This is a genomic window from Chryseobacterium sp. S90, from assembly GCF_047444895.1.
Classification (GTDB): Bacteria; Bacteroidota; Bacteroidia; order Flavobacteriales; family Weeksellaceae; genus Chryseobacterium.
Genome location: NZ_JBLGCX010000004.1, coordinates 214565 through 232276, shown reverse-complemented (window position 1 = coordinate 232276; position 17712 = coordinate 214565). Strand labels below are relative to the sequence as shown.

Genomic DNA, 17712 nt, shown 5'->3' with positions numbered 1-17712 from the left:
GGTGCTTTGGTGTCTGAATTTTATATAGCTTTCCCCTGATACCTTCTTTTCAGGAAAGTACCTTAGATAAATAAGCCATATAAAAGGGAGGGCTATGTCAGTAGCTCAGGGTTTTCGTTAAAGGTTTTCCATAACAATTCACCGAATAACGTATTCGCCCATGCAAACCATTCTCTGGTGAATTTTTTGGCATCGTCTTTATGGAAGGATTCATGCATAAAGCCTGTTCCTCCGTGCGTTTTCTGCAAGGTATCTATACACCATCTGATCTCACTTTTATCTTTTGTAGTAAGTGCCTTCATGATGATACTCATTGGCCAGATCATGTCAAGTCCTATATGTGGACCTCCTATCCCTTCTGCCAGTTTACCTTTGAAGAAGAACGGATTGTTTTCTGACCACACAAATTTTCTTGTATTCAAATATACAGGGTCATCAGCTTTCACCGCATCCAGATAAGGCAGTCCCAGCAAACTTGGACAGTTCGCATCATCCATCAGGTTGTAGCTTCCAAAGCCATTTACTTCAAAAGCATAGATTTTTCCAAATTCAGGATGATTGTAAATTCCGTATTTTTTGATGGCTGCATCTACCTCATCAGCAAGGCTGTTCAGCTGTTGAGCCAACGTTTTTTCGTTTTTAATCTGAGAAACCATTTCCGCTGCCTGACGTAAACTTACGACAGCAAATAAGTTAGATGGAATCAGGAATCCATAAATAGTAGCATCATCACTTGGACGGAACATAGAGCTGATAAGGCCCACCGGTTTTGTCGGATAACCATATCCTCCCATAGGAACTCCATCTGTTGCCCACGCTGTTGTACGTTCAAATTTGTAAGGTCCCAGATCATTTTTTCTCTGCTGTTCTGTGAAAGTCTGCAGAGTAAGTTTAATTCCTTTCAGCCAGTTGGCATCGAAAGGTTTTGTGTCTCCTGTTGTTTTCCAGAAGTGGTAGGCCAGACGGATAGGATAACACAGAGAGTCGATTTCCCATTTTCTTTCATGAGTTCCCGGTTTCATATCGGTATGGTCATATTCTTTCCATTTACTGATCTTCTGGTCATCGTTATAGAAAGCGTTTGCATAAGGATCTTTCAAGATGAAAGTAGTCTGTTTGTGGATTACTCCTGAGATCAGTTTGTGAAGCTTTTCATCTTTTTTAGAGAACTGCAGATAAGGAAAAACCTGTGCAGAACTGTCACGAAGCCACATCGCATCAATATCTCCTGTGATTACGTAAGTATCAGGTGTTCCGTTGGCTTCACTATAGAAAACAGTAGTATCTAATGTATTCGGAAAGCTGTTTTCAAAGAGCCAGCTGAGTTCTTTGTTTTTAACTTTCTTTTTAAAAGCAGCGATAGCATTTTCTACGGATTCGCTGGTAAAATGTCTTTTCTCTTTAGGAACACGGACAACAGGAAAATCGTCCAGTACTAAATTTTTAGCAAAAACATTCTGAGTAAACAGCAATCCGGCTCCTGCCAGTGCACTTGTTTTAATAAAATTTCTCCTTTCCATTGATACTTTGTTTCGTTTATTTTTATGAGTCTTATTTTACAGGTTTGCTCCCCATTACGAATCTCAATTCACCACCGTTCATGATATCGCTGTGATTCAGTTCCCAGCTTTTGTATTCTTTTCCGTTCAGGAACATTTTCTGTACATAGATATTCTTGTCAGATATTTTGTCTGCAATCACGGTGAAAATTTTCCCGTTCTCCAGCTTTAAAGAAGCTTTCGGGAATTGTGGTGCTCCGATAGCATAAACAGGTTTTCCCGGTGTCACAGGATAGAATCCTAATGATGAGAAGATATACCATGCTGACATTTGACCGCAGTCTTCATTGTTAACGATTCCATCAGGTTTAGCGGCGTACATATTGTCGCGGATATATTTTACCATTTTCTGAGTCTTATAAGGACTTCCTGCATAGTTGTACAGATATGGAACATGGTGTCCCGGCTCATCACCAAATCCCAAAGATCCAATAAATCCAGAGATATCAACATGTTGTTCTCCTTCCATATGAAGCGCTTCTGTAAAGGTTTTATCCAGTTTTTCTTCAAATCCTTTTTTTCCTCCATACAGATTCATCATTTCATCAATCTGATGCGGAACAAAGAAATCATAGGCCCAGATATTTCCGGAAACCCAGTGTGGCTGGAGTTTTTTCCAATCGTTAAGCTTGAAATCTGCTAAGAATTTCCCGTCTTTTTGTCTTGGCCAGAAGTGATTATTTTCTTTATTGAAGGTATTCAGGAAGTTCATAGAACGTTTTTTATATACTTCCGATTCTTCTTTTTTACCTAATTTTTCAGCAAGCTGTTGAATACACCAGTCATCATATGAATATTCCAGTGTTGCCGAAACAGAAGCTCCGTTTTCTGATGGGGTGTAGCCTAGTTTGATATAATCATTAAGACCACCGCCACCGTCGCTGCTGCTCATTTTATCTGTTAAAGAAGCATCTTTCATGGCAGCAAATGCTTTCTCGGCATCAATACCTGGAACTCCTTTTGAAATAGCATCCCAGATTACCGAAGCACTGTGATAGCCCAGCATACAGAAATTATCATATCCACAAAGCTCCCAGATCGGCATGTGATCTTTACGATCTGTATATCTGCTGATCAGAGAGTTGGCAAATTCTTTTGTATGTTTCTGATCCATAATGGTCAAAAGCGGGTGCGTTGCTCTGAATCCATCCCAATACGAATAAGTACTGTAGTTCGTGAACCATTTGGTATTCATGTTTTCCTGAGCGGCAACATAATCTCCATTCACATCCATATAAAGGTTGGGTGCAATGAATGTATGGTAAACGCCTGTGTAGAAAATTTTTCTCTGGCTGTCTGTACCTCCTGTTACCTGGAATCTTCCGATAAGTTCTCCCCAGGTTTTTTGGGCCGTTTCTTTTGCTTTTGCAAAGTCAATATTTTTTGCTTCGGTATCGAAATTTTCCTGTGCGTTTTCTGTACTCACCGGAGATAAAGATACTTTTACTTCAATGCTTTCCTGGTCTTCTGTTGAGAATCTTACGAATGCTTTAGCGTCTTTAGCGAGGGCAATTTTTTCATCATTTTTGATTTTTCCGTCAGCATACACGCCGTAAGACTTAAACGGTTTGGAAAACTCCATCACGAAGTAAGCAAACCGTTTACCTCCCCAGCCATTGCTGTAGCAGTACCCTTTGATTTTATTATTGCCTTCCACACTCACTAAAGTATGGTAGATATTTCCGAAGATTTTATTGGTAGGATCAATAATGATATTGGCTTCACTACTCTTTGGAAAAGTATATTTGTGGAATCCGACTCTTGGTGAAGCAGTAAGCTCTGCTTTGATTCCATAGCTGTCCAGCATTACGGAATAATATCCCGGAGATGCCACTTCTTTATCGTGTGTAAATTTTGAACGGTAACCTGTCTCTGGCTTTTCTTCAGATCCCGGAACCATTTTCACCTGTCCCACCGTTGGCATTACCAGAATATCTCCCAGGTCTGCCCATCCTGTTCCACTCAAATGGTTATGGCTGAATCCCATGATCGTTTTACTGCTGTAGTGGTATCCGGAACACCAGTCCCAGTCGCCGCTTTTCGTATTCTGATCCGGACTCAGCTGTATCATTCCGAATGGCGTAGTTGCCCCCGGAAATGTATGCCCATGGCCTCCTGTCCCTATGAAAGGGTCAACCCAGGATAAAACATCGTTTTTATTTTGCTGGGCACTGGCTACAGACATCAGAGTGGTAAAAAAGCAGATTAGCAGTTCTTTTTTCATGATAAGAGAGGTATCGGAGATTTTTTTGTTTAAAAGTTGGTTTAAAAATAGGAAAACCATTATAAAATTCCCAGTAAAAGGGAAAATTAAGATGATTAACCTATTTTCCTAAACTTTATATTACTGTATTAAATTGAATTCTTTTTCATAAAATCAATAATTTCTGAGATATATCCAAAGGCAATAGCAACTACAGTATCAGCAGCACCGTAATATACTGTTACTTTGTCTCCTTCAGTCAATGCTGCACAAGGGAAAACCACATTCGGTACATCTCCTGTCAGTTCATACAATTCTGCCGGCGCCAACAGATAAGGTTTCGTTCTGTACAATACTTTTGTAGGATCTTCAAGATCAAGCAAAGCTGCTCCCATTGAATATCTGAATCCTCTGCAGGTATTGATCACTCCATGATAGAAAAGCAGCCATCCTTCTTCTGTTTTGATCGGAACCGGCCCTCCTCCGATCTTTGTACACTGCCATGCACTGTCCTCAAAAGGAGTTACTTTCATCACGCAACGGTGTTCTCCCCAGTACTTCATATCAGGGCTATAGCTGATATAAATGTCTCCGAAAGGAGTATGCCCGTTATCACTCGGACGGCTCAACATGGCATATTTACCATTGATTTTCTCAGGGAACAAAACTCCGTTTCTGTTGAAGGGAAGAAAGGCATTTTCGCACTGAAAAAATTCTTTAAAATCAAATGTATACCCAATTCCGATGGTAGGACCATTATATCCGTTGCACCATGTGATCCAGTAACGGTCTTCTATGAATGTTACGCGGGGATCGTATTTGTAATCGGATTCAATCATGTCTGTATTTCCTGCCTTCATTTCAATAGGATCATGGTTGATATCCCAATTGATTCCGTCTTTACTGAAACCAGCAAAAATATTCATCTGTACTGCTTTATTATCACAGCGGAACACTCCGGCAAACCCATCCTCAAAAGGAATTACTGCACTGTTGAATATACTGTTGGATGTTGGTATCGCATATCTGTTAATGATCGGGTTTTCGGAAAACCTCCACATGATATCATTGCAATCTTCCGGGCGATCCTGCCAGGGGATCATTACTGATTGAGCTGTCATAAAGTATTTTTTACTTTTTATTTTTAATTATTATGAATTGATTTGTTGTTCTTTCTGATTTTCAGGATGAGGGAAAGGAACGAATAGAGTGACTAAAAATGCAGGAATGGTAGCAATCAACACCCAGATAAAGAACATTTTGTATCCAATCCAGTCACTGATCATTCCGCTGAACATTCCCGGAATCATCACCCCTAGGTTCATAATTCCTGTTGCAAATGCGTAGTGAGCGGTTTTGTGTTTTCCGGGAGCAATCTGCTGCATCATGTAGAGCATCAACCCTACAAAACCAAATCCATATCCGAAATACTCCACTACCACTGCAATTCCAACAGGCAAAAGATCTGATGGCTGATAATAAGCGAGTAGTGCATATACCACAAATGGAATATTGAATGCAGAACACAGCCATATCAAAGATCTCTTAAGTCCGCGGGCTGAGATAAAATATCCTGCCAGTACAGAACCTAAAATGAATGCACCAGAACCGTAAGTTCCATAGACAAGTCCGATGTCAGACGTGGAAAGTCCCAATCCTCCTGAAGTTCTTGGAGCTTTAAAAAATAAAGGAGCAATTTTGATCGCAAATCCTTCTGCAAAACGATACAGAATAATGAAAAGGATACACCATAAAATCTTCTTTTTGGTAAAGAAAGAGGTGATAACTTCCAATAGTTCTTTACGAACATTTCCGGCAGTTTTCTCATCTTTAGGTTTTTCTTTATTCTCTTTTGGAAGAATGAAATAATGATAAATAGCCAATACAAAAAACAATAGTGCATAGATCACCATAATAATCATCCAGGCATTGGTAACTCCTTTTGTTTTTTCTAAAACACCTGCAAAATAAACGAGCGCTCCGCTGCTGATAATCTTCGCCAGATTGTAAAAAGCACCCTGCCAGCCGATATATTTGGCCTGCTCTTTATTGGTAAGAAAACCAATATACGTTCCGTCTGCTACCACATCATGGGTAGCTCCGCAAAATGCTATTACTGCAAAAAGTGCAATACTGTATTTGAAAAAATCATGCATTGGCAGACTTAAAGCTACTAATGCAAACAGAATTCCTATGGCAAACTGAGTAGAAACAACAAAGAATTTTTTTGTTTTATAGATCTCCAGGAATGGACTCCAAAGTGGTTTTAATGTCCAGGAGAACAGGATAAGGGCTGTCCAGAATGTAATCTGTGAATCTGAAACGCCCATATCTTTATACATGATTCCTGAAACCGCATTAATGGTTACAAAGGGAACACCCATTGCAAAATATAATGTTGAAATCCAAAGAATTGGCTGGATCCGACGGGTTCCGGAGTTGTTTTTTCCCATATTTGAAAATAAGATTCTAAATAAAAGAGAACATCTCAAGGATTCATTCAGGCTAAAAAAAACGAAACTATAAATTTTTTGGAGATTCTACTTTATTCTCCCGCCTCAATGAATGTATCAAATAAAATCTGATCTTGAGATGTCTCTTTACTGATGAGTGATTCTGAATATTTTTTTATTTCTTATCCCACCATAGCTTAGTGCCTCCGGTATCAGGTCCGTTAAGCATTTGTGCCGCCTGCTGGTAATTATAAAGTGAAGTTTTGGTATCAATAGTGAAAGGAATTCTTCTGATCATTGCTTCTGTACTGATGGCTCCGCCACTGTCATTTTTTCTTACTTTGAAAAGAACCGGATATCCTGTTCTTCTCTGCTCAGCCCATGCTTCCGGTCCGTTCGGATAAAGAGAAAGCCATTTCTGGGTAATAATTCTTTCTAACTTTCTTTCGTTGGTATCTCCGTTATTCCATGCGATCGTAATGGTACTTAACTGAGGGTTTCCAGCAAGTACGTTATTGTCTGCATTTTTCGGATCAAGATAAGGCGCTTCAGTAGAAGTATTATCGGCAAGATAAGCAGCAACATTCGCACTTTTCCCCCATTCTCCAAAAGACTGCTGAACTCCTGTTGTATAGTTAGTTTGAATATCTCCAGCCCCTGCATATCCTCTCAAAGCAGCTTCAGCTTTCAGGAACCATGTTTCTGCAGCAGTGAATAATTTCATTTTACCATCAGTACCGGAAAAGTAATCTCCGTTGGCAGATTTTGCCTGTGGTTGTGAAAATCCTCCATATGTTGATTTACCATTTAATAAATCAATTCCCTGACGTATTCCTATGTATTTTCCCTGCAAGCTTGGATCAGATGCAGGAATTGCATATGCCGGAAGTCTTGGGTCATTATATCCGTTCATATAAGCCATCAAAGGTGCCCCGATCAAACAGTCTCCCCAAGAATAAATGATAAAACTCAATTCTGATTGTCCTACACTTATTAAAGCGTTATCTGCATTGTCAGTGATCAATCCTGCAGATGAAGCTAATGCCTCTTCAGCATATTGTTTAGATTTCGCCGGATCAGCATAACTCATTCTCATCGCTAATCTCAGTTTTAGTGAGTTGGCAAGTTTTGCCCACTGAGCCATATTTCCGCCGTACACAAGGTCAGCTCTTTTTAATGCAGCTTTGTCACCTTCATTTCCTGTAGCAGGCATATTCTGAACTTTTTGTAAGTCCGTAATAGCTACAGTAAGATCATTGATAAAATTTTGATAGGCTTGCTGCTGAGAATCAAAATCAGTTACCCCATTTGCATTGGGTGTTTCATATTTACTGTATACTACCGGACCGTGATTATCTGATACTCTTGCTGCAGTGATTACCTTTAAAATCTTTTTAACAGCAAATGTCCCTGTAAAGTCTATTCCAGGATAGAAATTTTTAGCAGCATTATCGATGATGATAGAATAGTTGAAAATATCCTGTTGTCTGGCAATAATCCTGTTATTCCATCCATCCATCATAAAATAGGTCATATTGTTCTTGCCGCCATTAAACGGGGTTGCTGTACTGAACATACCACTAAACATATCTGCACTTAGATTGGGATACAGCTGATAATCTGACTGAAGACCTCTTTGAAGAGATTTTAAAGGATTAACAACCGCGTTATAATCTGCGTACATGTTTTCAGGATTCCCCAGCTTTTCCTGGTTATACTGATCTAGATCACTGCATCCGGAAGCAGCCATTAAGACTGCTGCACCCAATACCAGTGTTTTAATATTATTGAATTTCATTTTCGTTAAATTAGAAGTTAGCCTTTAATGATAGTCCTATTGATCGGGTAACCGGAAGTCCAAATGAATCAACTCCTACCCCACCAGGTGTATTTCCTGATACCTGCTCCGGATCAAACGGTGCTTTTTTGTAAAAGAAGAATAAATTGGTTCCTACTAAACTCACTGTCGCATTTCTCATATATTTCGATTGGATATCAAAGCTATATGAAATAGATGCCTGACGTAAACGTACAGTTGTTGCACTGTACATATAGGCTTCGTCAATTCCTGTTCCCATACCACCGGCACCACCTGTTCTTTTATAATATGCTTTTGAATCAGTAACTCCGTTATAAGCCTGCCCTGCTAAAGGTGTTCCTGGGGCATATACCGCATTTGGAATAGATACTCCACCAGCATCTCTTGCATCAGCAGTCGCCTGGCTTACTCCATATAAATCATTTGCTTTTTCTGTAAGAGACAATACTTTACCTCCGAATTTACCATCAATAAGGAAAGATATTCCCAGTTTACCAATATTAAAAGAGTTATTAAAACCTAGAATAAACTTAGGGTTTGGATTACCCAAATATTGAGGATCACCTGTAGTAGCTAATGGAACTCCATTTTCATCTACTAAAATACGTCCCTGATCATCTCTTTTGAATTTAACCCCATAAAGGTCTCCAAAAGACCCTCCCAGTCTCAGTTTTGTAAAATCTCCTCCTCCAGTTAATGAGAAAAGCTGGCTTTCGGGTATAGATAAACCTGATGGAAATAATTCAACAATTGTATTTTTGTTCGCTGAGGCATTCACTGTAGTTGTCCAACCAAACTTTTCTGTACCAAAAACTTTGTATGACAAAGAGGCTTCAAAACCTGTATTGCGTATTTTACCTGCATTAATATAATATGACCCTGATGGAATCCCTCCAAAGTTAGAGCCTATAGTAGTCTCCAGCAATTGATTGCTGGCATTAGAGTTATAATAGGTAAGATCAAAATTTAATCTGTTGCTAAACATTCTCAGCTCAGTTCCTGCCTCAAAAGTTTTATTAAGTTCCGGGCGTGGAATAAGATCTGGTCGGCTGGTTACGAATGAACTTTTTGGATATACAATACTTCCCGCATCTACTCCATAAGAATATGCATTATAATAGGCTACCATCGCATTAGAAATATTGGCTGGCAATCCTAAACCAACAGTTGCATAAGACCCTCTTACTTTCCAGAAATTGATCACTTCCGGAAGTTTAAAGATAGATGATAAGATTGCATTAGCTCCTACAGACTCATAATCAAATCCGCTTCTTCCTGTTAATGCTAAAGTAGAATCCCAGTCATTTCTAAAGGTCATATCTACATAAAACATATTCTTATATCCTACTGAAGCACTTGCAAAAACCGATCGCACCTGTTTTTTCAAATTCCAGTAGTTATTATGATATCCATCTCCCGGGCTTCGGTCTACATTCCATTGCAGGTTGTTTATTGCAAACAAATTAGGAATGGACAGATAAGCATTATCAATTTGCGTTACTTTATTGCTCGTCGTATTCACACTTCCTCCAACAGTAAAGTCTAAAGAAATTGATTCGCTTAATTTTGGACTACCAATCAACAAAACGTCACCATAGGTAGATGAATTTTCATAGACATTTTTAAGCATTCTTCCATTAATTCCTTGTTGCACAGCCAATAAAGAAGGCGCTGAGTAAGCAGAAATATCACGCTGGCTGTCTGAACTATTCCAGCTATAGTTTCCTCTTACCCGTGCAGTCAACCATGGATTGATCTGATAAGATAATGAAACGGCGCTGTATGCATTTTTATTTTTAACAGTAACCGGGTTTCTGTTTAAAATCCAATATGGGTTTTGAGTTTCCGGATTTCCTTTGAAACTTCCGTCCGGCTTTACCTCCCACCAATTTTGTGCAGGTAAAAGTCTTTTTTTATCTATGAAAGAATAATTGTCAGGTCCATATTGATCAAAATCTACTCCTCTTGGCAACCAGTATAAACTTGTCAAAGGAGAAAAAGAAGCTCCTGGTGTTTGTCTGTTTTTACTGTCCTGCAGGGAGCCAATGAAGTTAGCATCCAATGTCAGTTTATCATCCAGAAACTTACTTGAGTTTCTAAAAGAGACATTATACTGATCAAAATAAGACATTGGGATCACCCCTTTATTGGTAGTATTTCCAATGGAAAAATAGTTGGTTGATTTTTCGTTTCCAGATTGGAAAGAAAGACTGTTTACCCATGTTGTTCCGGTTTGAAGAAAATCTTTAAGATAGTCTTTTGAAGCACCTTTTGCCCCCCAGCTCTCAATATTATTTCCTGGAGATTGAGTAGGATCTGATGGGTCATAAGATAAATAACTGTGTTGCAGTTTTGGCAGACTATAAGCTCTTTCTGCCGTTAAGCTTGTGCTGTAAGAGATAGAGCTCTTCCCTATTTTCCCTTTTCTTGTAGTAATCAGGATAGCTCCGTTTCCACCTGCGGAACCGTATAATGCGGATGCGGACGCTCCTTTAAGGAAGTTAATACTTTCAATATCATCCGGATTGATAGAACTCAATACATCACCAGGATCCGGCATATTAGCATATTGACTTATATCTGTAGATTTTCCTGTTCCATTGATGATAGGAATTCCATCCACTACATACAATGGCTGGCTGTTTGATACAGACTTATTTCCTCTCATGATCACCCTTACGGAGCTACCTACACCATTGGTTCTGTTGATCTGTACGTTAGAAACTTTTCCATTGATCGAATTTAATAGATTGGGAGTTTTCACTTCTGTAAGCTCATCCCCACCAATCTGCTGACTGGAATACGTCAAAGAGCGGGCCTGCCTTTTTATCCCCAAAGAGGTGACTACGACCTCCTCAATACTGTTTGTCTTCGTAGTGTCGGCCGATTTTTTCTCCTGTGCATTTGCAGAAAGTGAAAAAACGAACAGAACAGGTATAACTGCTTTTCTCATAAGGTTTAGATTCGTTAGATTTAATTGAGAATCAGTGACATTACTTTAATTTTCAATACAAAAAAAATTATTGTTTTTTCAGCAAAAATTTGCCGTTTATGTATTAAATTATTTAAAGTTTTGTTAAGATTTAATTCACATTCACAAATCTAAATTTTGTAGCCAGTCTGATATAATACTATTTTATCATAAAACGATATTATTTTTTCAGCAATTTTATTTAAAACCAATTAAACCATTACATATCAATAAAATACACCATTTTAAAATCAATCAAAAAAAGAGGATTTATCATCGTTTTTAACAATAATAAACCCAGATATGAATACCCGGATTTTTATTTTATTTTGAGCTGACTATACAAAAAAAGTGAATTTCAAAAGTACATTATTCAATTTTTTTCACTCCTTTAAATTGCTCCTTAAATTCAGTTGGAGTTGTCTTTTTGATTGATTTAAATACCTTATTAAAGTTGGCAATATTGTTAAAGCCTGCTTCAAAAGCAATTTCAAAAACAGTAAGGTTTTTTTCCATCAGCCAGCGTGCAGCATAGCTGATTCTTATCTCATTAAGATAATTAATGAAAGTTTTTCCTGTTCTTTTTTTAATGAATCTGTTGAATGTTACATTACTCATATTCACCATAGAAGCCACTTTATCCAGCGTAATCTTATTTTCAAAATTTTTATGAACAAAGTCGTGGATAATCTTCATTTTATCATTATCAGCAAAGGTTTCAAGCTCAATACTATATGATGACAAAAGTGTTTTGTTTTCTGCCACTGCCAGTTCATTCAGAATCTTCATAATTTCTATGAAAGATTCAAAACTGTTCATCTTTGACAGGTTGAGAAACGAATCTTTTAGTTTTTCAGCGGTTTCAGAAGAAAAAAGAATCCCTCTGATAGAATCTTTCATCAGATTGTTGATGGGCTTCAGAATATTTTTCTCCATGAGCGACTGCTGAAAGAAATCCTGATTAAATTGTATCGTAATTTCGTGGGTTTTCCTGTTTTTGCATCTGTAATTCGCCCAACAATGTGGTAAATTTGGGCCTACCAATACCAGTTCTATATTCCCGATTTCTCCGGTGTGATCTCCTACCATTCTGCGGTAACCTTTCCCTTTGTAGATGAAGTTGATTTCAATTTCCGGATGATAGTGATACGGAAAGTCGAATGATGCTTTAATCCTGTCAAACACGAGAAAACTATCCTCAGGAGATAGTGGAGTTATTTCTCTCAGAATATTTTCTAATTCGCTCATACAGGGAGTTATGAAAAAAGGGTTAATAATATAGGTCGCAGTACAAATCTTTGTAAAAATGATAAAATAATATCAATGTAAAAACATATTTCCGATTTATTTTATTCCAAATTTTATATGTCAGACATCAGAAATTTGGGTTTCAATAATTTAATACAGTTCAAATCATGCTTTTTTGTATCTTTAAACTAAAGTTAAAGTATGCCCCAACAGCTTATTTTTGAAGATCACTATAAAAGACTCGGACTGGAAATATTTTCAGGAGAAAATCTGGAGAATTTTAACGGGAACCATTTCAGAACTGATATCAAAGTATTTTTCATTCCTTCAGGATACGAACTTACGGTAGACTTTAATCATTATAAAACAAAGAAACCTTCACTCTTTTTCCTGACTAACCAGCATCTAAGCATACAAAAAGGTAAAGATGAATCTATTCTTCTTTTTTACAACCGTGATTTTTACTGCATTCAGATTCATGATAAGGAAGTAGCCTGTGATGGTCTTCTTTTTCATAATGTATTTGAAATTCCCTTTGTAGAACTAGATCCTTCCGAAACAAATCTTATAAAAGATCTTTTTCAGAATATTAAAGATGAACTTGAATGGAAAGATTCCTCTGCCGAAGAAATGATCAGAACGTATGTAAAACAGATCATCATCCGGGCCACCCGAAAATGGAAAAAACAGAATTTAGATAATGAAACTCTCAGAATACCAGGTAATGAGCTGGATATTTTCAGAGATTTCAGCAGACATCTGGAAATTCATTTCAGAGAAAAACATAATGTTGCAGATTATGCAGATCTGCTTCACATTGCCCCGAAAACCTTAACGCATAAGTTTAAAAATTTAAATCTGGATTCTCCCAATCAGTTTATCATCAACAGAATTTTATTAGAAGCAAAAAGGTTACTATTTTATACGGATAAGCCTGTAAAAGAAATTGCTTATGATCTGGGCTATGAAGATCCCGCCTATTTCAACCGGCTTTTCACCAACAAAACAGGAAATACACCGGCTAATTTTAAGAAAAATTACTCCTCAGGAAAAAAGTACAATATTTAAGTCTTTTTATCTATTGAATATGCCATTCCACAGATATATCTTTGTATCATCAAAATCAAACAACATTAAATACAAAAACAAACATTATGAGACGTAACGCAACAGCCGTTTGGAACGGTACCATCAAAGAAGGAAAAGGACACTTAACTACTCAGAGTACAACTTTAAACCAAACTCAATATTCTTTCAACAGCCGTTTCGCAGATGGTGTGGGGACTAACCCTGAAGAATTACTGGCAGCAGCTCATGCCGGATGTTTCACGATGAAACTAGATGCAGAGCTTTCACAGGCAGGATACAACCCTGAAGAGTTAAAAACAACTTCTGTAATCACTCTTGACCCAAATATCGGAAAGATTACAAAATCTGAGTTGACTTTAACGGCAAAAGTTCCGGGAATTTCTGAAGAAGAATTCCAGAAGTTTGCTAAAATTGCTGAAGAAGGATGTCCGGTAAGTGCAGCATTCAACTTTGAAATTACATTGAATGCTACTTTGGAAAATTAAACTAAGCTTTCATTCAACATCAATAGGAACGGGCTTTAGCCCGTTTTTTATTTTAAAAACAATTCCAGTGGCTTTAGCCAAAATTTAAAGCCCATAATATCTGTATTGGTAAAATCCTAAATAAAATATACCGAGTGGTATATTTTTGTATATTTGCATATACAATCATTAATAATGTCGAAGGCAGAAAAAACAAAACAGCATATCATCGAGAAAACAGCAACTCTTTTTAATACAAAGGGTTATATATCGACTTCGCTGTCCGACATTACCCAGGTAACCGGACTGACGAAAGGCAGTATTTATGGAAATTTTGAAAACAAAGATGAAGTAGCGATTGAAGTCTATAAATACAATGCCGGACTATTGAGCAGAACCCTTAGCCGTTCTTTTGGTGAAGAATATCCTAAATCCGTGGATAAGCTTCATGCTTTTGTAGCGTTTTACCGAAAAAACTGGAAGTTCGTATTCGCCAACGGCGGATGTCCATTAATGAATGCTGCAACAGAAGCAGATGATTCTTTCCCGGCATTAAAAACTCAGGTTAAAAGATCCTTTGAACAATGGATGGTCAAAATATCAGCCACTATTCTGGAGGGACAACAGAATGGGGAAATTGATAAAAAAATCAATGCTGAGCAATATGCCTCCTTATTTATTATGCTTATTGAAGGCGGAATACTGCTTTCAAAAACAATGGGTGATCAAAGCTTTCTAAACCACGCTTTAGACAAAATTGCCCACATGATTGATCATGAACTCAATATTCTTCCATCATAAACTATACAATATGGAAACAAAAAAAGTGGCCATCATAGGATACAATAGAATTCCTTTCGCCAGAATGAATACCGCTTATTCAGAACAGGGAAACCAGGATCTGCTGCTCGCTTCTCTGAACGGATTGATAGATCGTTATCATCTTAAAGGAAAAAGGCTCGGAGAAGTTGCCGGAGGTGCTGTTATCAAACATATTTCTGAAAGCAACCTTATCAGGGAAACCGTAATGAATACCACTCTTGATCCTGCAACTCCTGCATGTGATCTTCAGCAGGCGTGCGATACAGGAATTGAAGCTGCCATTTACATTGGAAATAAAATTGCTCTGGGCCAGATAGAGTGCGGTATTGCATGTGGTGTGGAAGCAATGAGCAACATCCCGTTTGAATCTTCACCTCGATTAAGAAAAGCTTTGTTAAAAGCGAATAAAGAAAAATCAGCATTCGGGAAATTAAAACAACTGTTAAGCCCGAAACTGAAAGACTGGATGCCCATTCCTTATAAAGGACAGGAACCTAAAACAGGTCTGGTAATGGGTGAACACACAGAAATTACAGCAAAATATTACAATATATCAAGAGAGGAACAGGATCAATTAGCGTTAAAAAGTCATCAGAATATGGCAAAAGCTTATGATGAAGGATTTTTTGATGATATGATGACTCCCGCTTTTGGCTTAGATAAAGATAATAACTTAAGACGTGACAGCAGTATTGAAAAACTGTCACAATTGAAACCAGCTTTTGATAAGCAAAACGGAACTTTAACAGCAGGAAATTCGACACCATTTACGGATGGAGCTTCGGCAGTTTTACTGGCCAGTGAAGAATGGGCAAAAGCCAACAATCTTCCTGTTTTAGCTTATATCACCTTTTCAGAGTTGGCAGGGATAGAATATGTTGAAAATAAACAGGATTTACTTTTAGCACCCGTTTTTGCTGCTGAGAGAATGCTGAAAAAAGCAGGGATGAATCTCTCAGATTTTGATTACTACGAAATCCATGAAGCTTTTGCTGCACAGGTTTTGGCCACCATAAAAATCTGGGAAAACGATGATCTTGCCAAAAATTTCGGATTGGAAAAGGCACTTGGGAAGATTGATAGAAGTAAGCTGAATGTAAAAGGAGGAAGTCTTGCTGCAGCCCATCCTTTTGCCGCAACAGGAGGAAGAATTATCGCAACGCTGGCAAAATTACTTCACGAAAAAGGCAGTGGAAAAGGTTTTATATCCATTTGTGCAGCACGTGGACAGGGAGTAACCATGATTTTAGAGAAATAAAATTGAAAGTATGGATAGATTAGCACAATTACAGCAATTCATCGGAAAAGAATTCGATCAGTCACCATCTCCTTTTATGAAATGGCTGAACCCAATTGTTCTTTCCGCCGAGGAAGGTCAACTGGAATTTCAATATACGGTAAGACCGGAGTGGCTGAATCCTATAGGTAATCTTCACGGCGGCGTTACCGCTGCTATTGTTGATGATATTATTGGCGCCACCATGTTTTCTTTAAATGAAAATTCTTTCATTACCACTATAAATAATGTCATAGATTATTTTTCAACTGCAAAAGAAAATGATAATATTGTAGCTGAAACTAAAATCATTAAAAGAGGTAAGCAATTCGTAAATGCACAATGCGAAATATGGAATGCAGATAAAACACGATTAATCGCAAGAGGAACCTCGAATTTATTCAAAATCAATAACTAAGTATGAAGAGAGTTGTCATTACAGGTCTTGGCGCAGTGACGCCTTTGGGAAATAATGTCGAAGAATTTTGGCAAAACAGTATCAACGGAGTGAGTGGAGCAAATCAGATTACCCATTTCGATACGGAAAAATTTAAAGTACATTTTGCTTGTGAGGTTAAAAATTTTGATCCAAAACTCCATTTAACACACAACGAAATCAAAAGAAGTGATCTATTTTCACAATATGCAATGTATTCTACCGCGGAAGCTCTTAAAGATTCCGGACTTGAACTGGAAAATATGGATCCATTTGACGTAGGTGTCATCTGGGGAACAGGACAAGGTGGAATGTGGACTTTCGAAAGCGAGGTCATGAATTTTGCTGCCGGTGACGGAACGCCAAGATTCAATCCTTTCTTTGTGCCAAAATTCATCGCCAATATGGCATCAGGAATGATTTCTATGAAATATGGCTTGCAGGGAATTAATTATACAACAGTTTCTGCATGTGCAACAGGAAATACGGCGTTGATGGATGCCTTTAACTATATCCGTCTAGGAAAAGCAAAAGTCATTGTAAGCGGTGGTTCTGAAGCTGCTATTTCTCCTGCCTCTATCGGTGGATTTTCTATTATGAAAGCCATGTCTACAAGAAATGATGATTTCGCGACAGCCAGTCGTCCTTACGATGCAGAGAGAGACGGTTTTGTAATGGGTGAAGGTTCGGGAACATTGATTCTTGAAGAGTATGAACACGCTAAAGCAAGGGGAGCAAAAATATATGCGGAATTGGTAGGAGCAGCTATGACAGCGGATGCTTATCATATGACGGCACCTCATCCGGACGGAGTAGGCGCAATCAAAGCTATGCAATTAGCACTTCATGAAGCAGGAATCAACACAGATGATATTGATTATATTAATCCTCATGCAACATCTACTCCTCTTGGAGATCTGGTTGAGCTCAATGGAATTAATAAATTGTTTAAAGGAAGTAAAAACCTGGATATCAGTGCCACAAAATCCATGACAGGACACCTGTTGGGAGCTGCAGGAGCTGTAGAGGCCATTCTTTCTATTAAAGCCATTCAAAACGGAATTATTCCTCCAACAATCAATCTTCACAGCATTGATGAGAATATTCCGCAGGATATCAATATTGTATTTGGAGAAGCAAAGGAAAAAGATATTACCTACGCTTTAAGCAATGCTTTTGGATTTGGAGGACATAATGCCACCGTAGTATTTAAGAAATTCAGTTAATTTGATTAAATAATAATAAAAATCCCTGTATGAAAATCATGCAGGGATTTTTTATTTTATAACTGATTTTAAATCTAAAAAAAAAAGCAGCCAAAAACTGGCTGCTTCAAAACATAACGAATTATATATTTTCCCAAAAAGAAAAT

General features: G+C 37.9%; 13 protein-coding genes. 6 read left to right on the top strand and 7 right to left on the bottom strand.

The genetic code is table 11. From position 1 onward, the window contains the following. Positions 1-92 precede the first annotated feature (92 nt). The 7 genes from ACLMCG_RS13110 to ACLMCG_RS13080 form a co-directional block, all read right to left on the bottom strand. Positions 93-1520, bottom strand: a complete 1428-nt coding sequence (locus ACLMCG_RS13110; protein WP_413959860.1) for a glycoside hydrolase family 125 protein — start codon at positions 1518-1520, stop codon at positions 93-95. Between the two features lie 31 nt (positions 1521-1551). Beyond that, positions 1552-3783, bottom strand: coding sequence for a GH92 family glycosyl hydrolase (locus ACLMCG_RS13105; RefSeq protein WP_413959859.1), 2232 nt, complete (start codon positions 3781-3783; stop codon positions 1552-1554). A gap of 128 nt (positions 3784-3911) precedes the next feature. Next, complete coding sequence (locus ACLMCG_RS13100) at positions 3912-4883, bottom strand: glycosidase (protein ID WP_413959858.1); 972 nt, start codon at positions 4881-4883, stop codon at positions 3912-3914. Between the two features lie 30 nt (positions 4884-4913). Next, on the bottom strand, positions 4914-6215 hold the full coding sequence (locus tag ACLMCG_RS13095) for an MFS transporter (protein WP_413959857.1): 1302 nt from the start codon (positions 6213-6215) through the stop codon (positions 4914-4916). Between the two features lie 175 nt (positions 6216-6390). Further along, positions 6391-8013: a SusD/RagB family nutrient-binding outer membrane lipoprotein gene (locus ACLMCG_RS13090; protein WP_413959856.1), complete on the bottom strand. Its 1623-nt coding sequence runs from the start codon at positions 8011-8013 to the stop codon at positions 6391-6393. A 10-nt stretch (positions 8014-8023) separates the two neighbouring features. Further along, positions 8024-10987 carry a SusC/RagA family TonB-linked outer membrane protein gene (locus tag ACLMCG_RS13085; RefSeq protein WP_413959855.1) on the bottom strand — a complete coding sequence of 988 codons (2964 nt, stop codon included), beginning with the start codon at positions 10985-10987 and terminating at the stop codon, positions 8024-8026. 387 nt (positions 10988-11374) lie between these two features. Beyond that, positions 11375-12253 carry an AraC family transcriptional regulator gene (locus tag ACLMCG_RS13080; protein ID WP_223598382.1) on the bottom strand — a complete coding sequence of 293 codons (879 nt, stop codon included), beginning with the start codon at positions 12251-12253 and terminating at the stop codon, positions 11375-11377. Positions 12254-12454: 201 nt separating this feature from the next. On the opposite strand from ACLMCG_RS13080, the gene ACLMCG_RS13075 reads away from it, so the two are divergent. From ACLMCG_RS13075 to fabF, 6 genes are all read left to right on the top strand, one after another. Beyond that, positions 12455-13321: a helix-turn-helix domain-containing protein gene (locus tag ACLMCG_RS13075; RefSeq protein WP_223598381.1), complete on the top strand. Its 867-nt coding sequence runs from the start codon at positions 12455-12457 to the stop codon at positions 13319-13321. Positions 13322-13407: 86 nt separating this feature from the next. Further along, positions 13408-13827: an OsmC family protein gene (locus tag ACLMCG_RS13070; protein ID WP_002982623.1), complete on the top strand. Its 420-nt coding sequence runs from the start codon at positions 13408-13410 to the stop codon at positions 13825-13827. A 174-nt stretch (positions 13828-14001) separates the two neighbouring features. Next, positions 14002-14607: a TetR/AcrR family transcriptional regulator gene (locus ACLMCG_RS13065; protein WP_413959854.1), complete on the top strand. Its 606-nt coding sequence runs from the start codon at positions 14002-14004 to the stop codon at positions 14605-14607. Between the two features lie 10 nt (positions 14608-14617). Beyond that, positions 14618-15886 (top strand): acetyl-CoA C-acetyltransferase, encoded by a 1269-nt coding sequence (locus ACLMCG_RS13060; RefSeq protein WP_413959853.1) that lies wholly within the window; start codon positions 14618-14620, stop codon positions 15884-15886. Positions 15887-15896: 10 nt separating this feature from the next. Beyond that, positions 15897-16322 carry a PaaI family thioesterase gene (locus tag ACLMCG_RS13055; RefSeq protein ID WP_223598378.1) on the top strand — a complete coding sequence of 142 codons (426 nt, stop codon included), beginning with the start codon at positions 15897-15899 and terminating at the stop codon, positions 16320-16322. 2 nt (positions 16323-16324) lie between these two features. Continuing rightward, the gene (gene fabF, locus ACLMCG_RS13050) at positions 16325-17566 is read left to right on the top strand and encodes a beta-ketoacyl-ACP synthase II (protein WP_213277724.1); all 1242 of its coding nucleotides are present in this window, start codon (positions 16325-16327) and stop codon (positions 17564-17566) included. Positions 17567-17712 lie beyond the last annotated feature (146 nt).

Excerpts from the sequence above, each read along its gene's own strand:
- ACLMCG_RS13110 (WP_413959860.1), bottom strand. The coding sequence starts at position 1,520 with ATGGAAAGGAGAAATTTTATTAAAACAAGTGCACTGGCAGGAGCCGGA.
- ACLMCG_RS13105 (WP_413959859.1), bottom strand. The coding sequence starts at position 3,783 with ATGAAAAAAGAACTGCTAATCTGCTTTTTTACCACTCTGATGTCTGTA.
- ACLMCG_RS13100 (WP_413959858.1), bottom strand. The coding sequence starts at position 4,883 with ATGACAGCTCAATCAGTAATGATCCCCTGGCAGGATCGCCCGGAAGAT.
- ACLMCG_RS13095 (WP_413959857.1), bottom strand. The coding sequence starts at position 6,215 with ATGGGAAAAAACAACTCCGGAACCCGTCGGATCCAGCCAATTCTTTGG.
- ACLMCG_RS13090 (WP_413959856.1), bottom strand. The coding sequence starts at position 8,013 with ATGAAATTCAATAATATTAAAACACTGGTATTGGGTGCAGCAGTCTTA.
- ACLMCG_RS13085 (WP_413959855.1), bottom strand. The coding sequence starts at position 10,987 with ATGAGAAAAGCAGTTATACCTGTTCTGTTCGTTTTTTCACTTTCTGCA.
- ACLMCG_RS13080 (WP_223598382.1), bottom strand. The coding sequence starts at position 12,253 with ATGAGCGAATTAGAAAATATTCTGAGAGAAATAACTCCACTATCTCCT.
- ACLMCG_RS13075 (WP_223598381.1), top strand. The coding sequence starts at position 12,455 with ATGCCCCAACAGCTTATTTTTGAAGATCACTATAAAAGACTCGGACTG.
- ACLMCG_RS13070 (WP_002982623.1), top strand. The coding sequence starts at position 13,408 with ATGAGACGTAACGCAACAGCCGTTTGGAACGGTACCATCAAAGAAGGA.
- ACLMCG_RS13065 (WP_413959854.1), top strand. The coding sequence starts at position 14,002 with ATGTCGAAGGCAGAAAAAACAAAACAGCATATCATCGAGAAAACAGCA.
- ACLMCG_RS13060 (WP_413959853.1), top strand. The coding sequence starts at position 14,618 with ATGGAAACAAAAAAAGTGGCCATCATAGGATACAATAGAATTCCTTTC.
- ACLMCG_RS13055 (WP_223598378.1), top strand. The coding sequence starts at position 15,897 with ATGGATAGATTAGCACAATTACAGCAATTCATCGGAAAAGAATTCGAT.
- fabF (WP_213277724.1), top strand. The coding sequence starts at position 16,325 with ATGAAGAGAGTTGTCATTACAGGTCTTGGCGCAGTGACGCCTTTGGGA.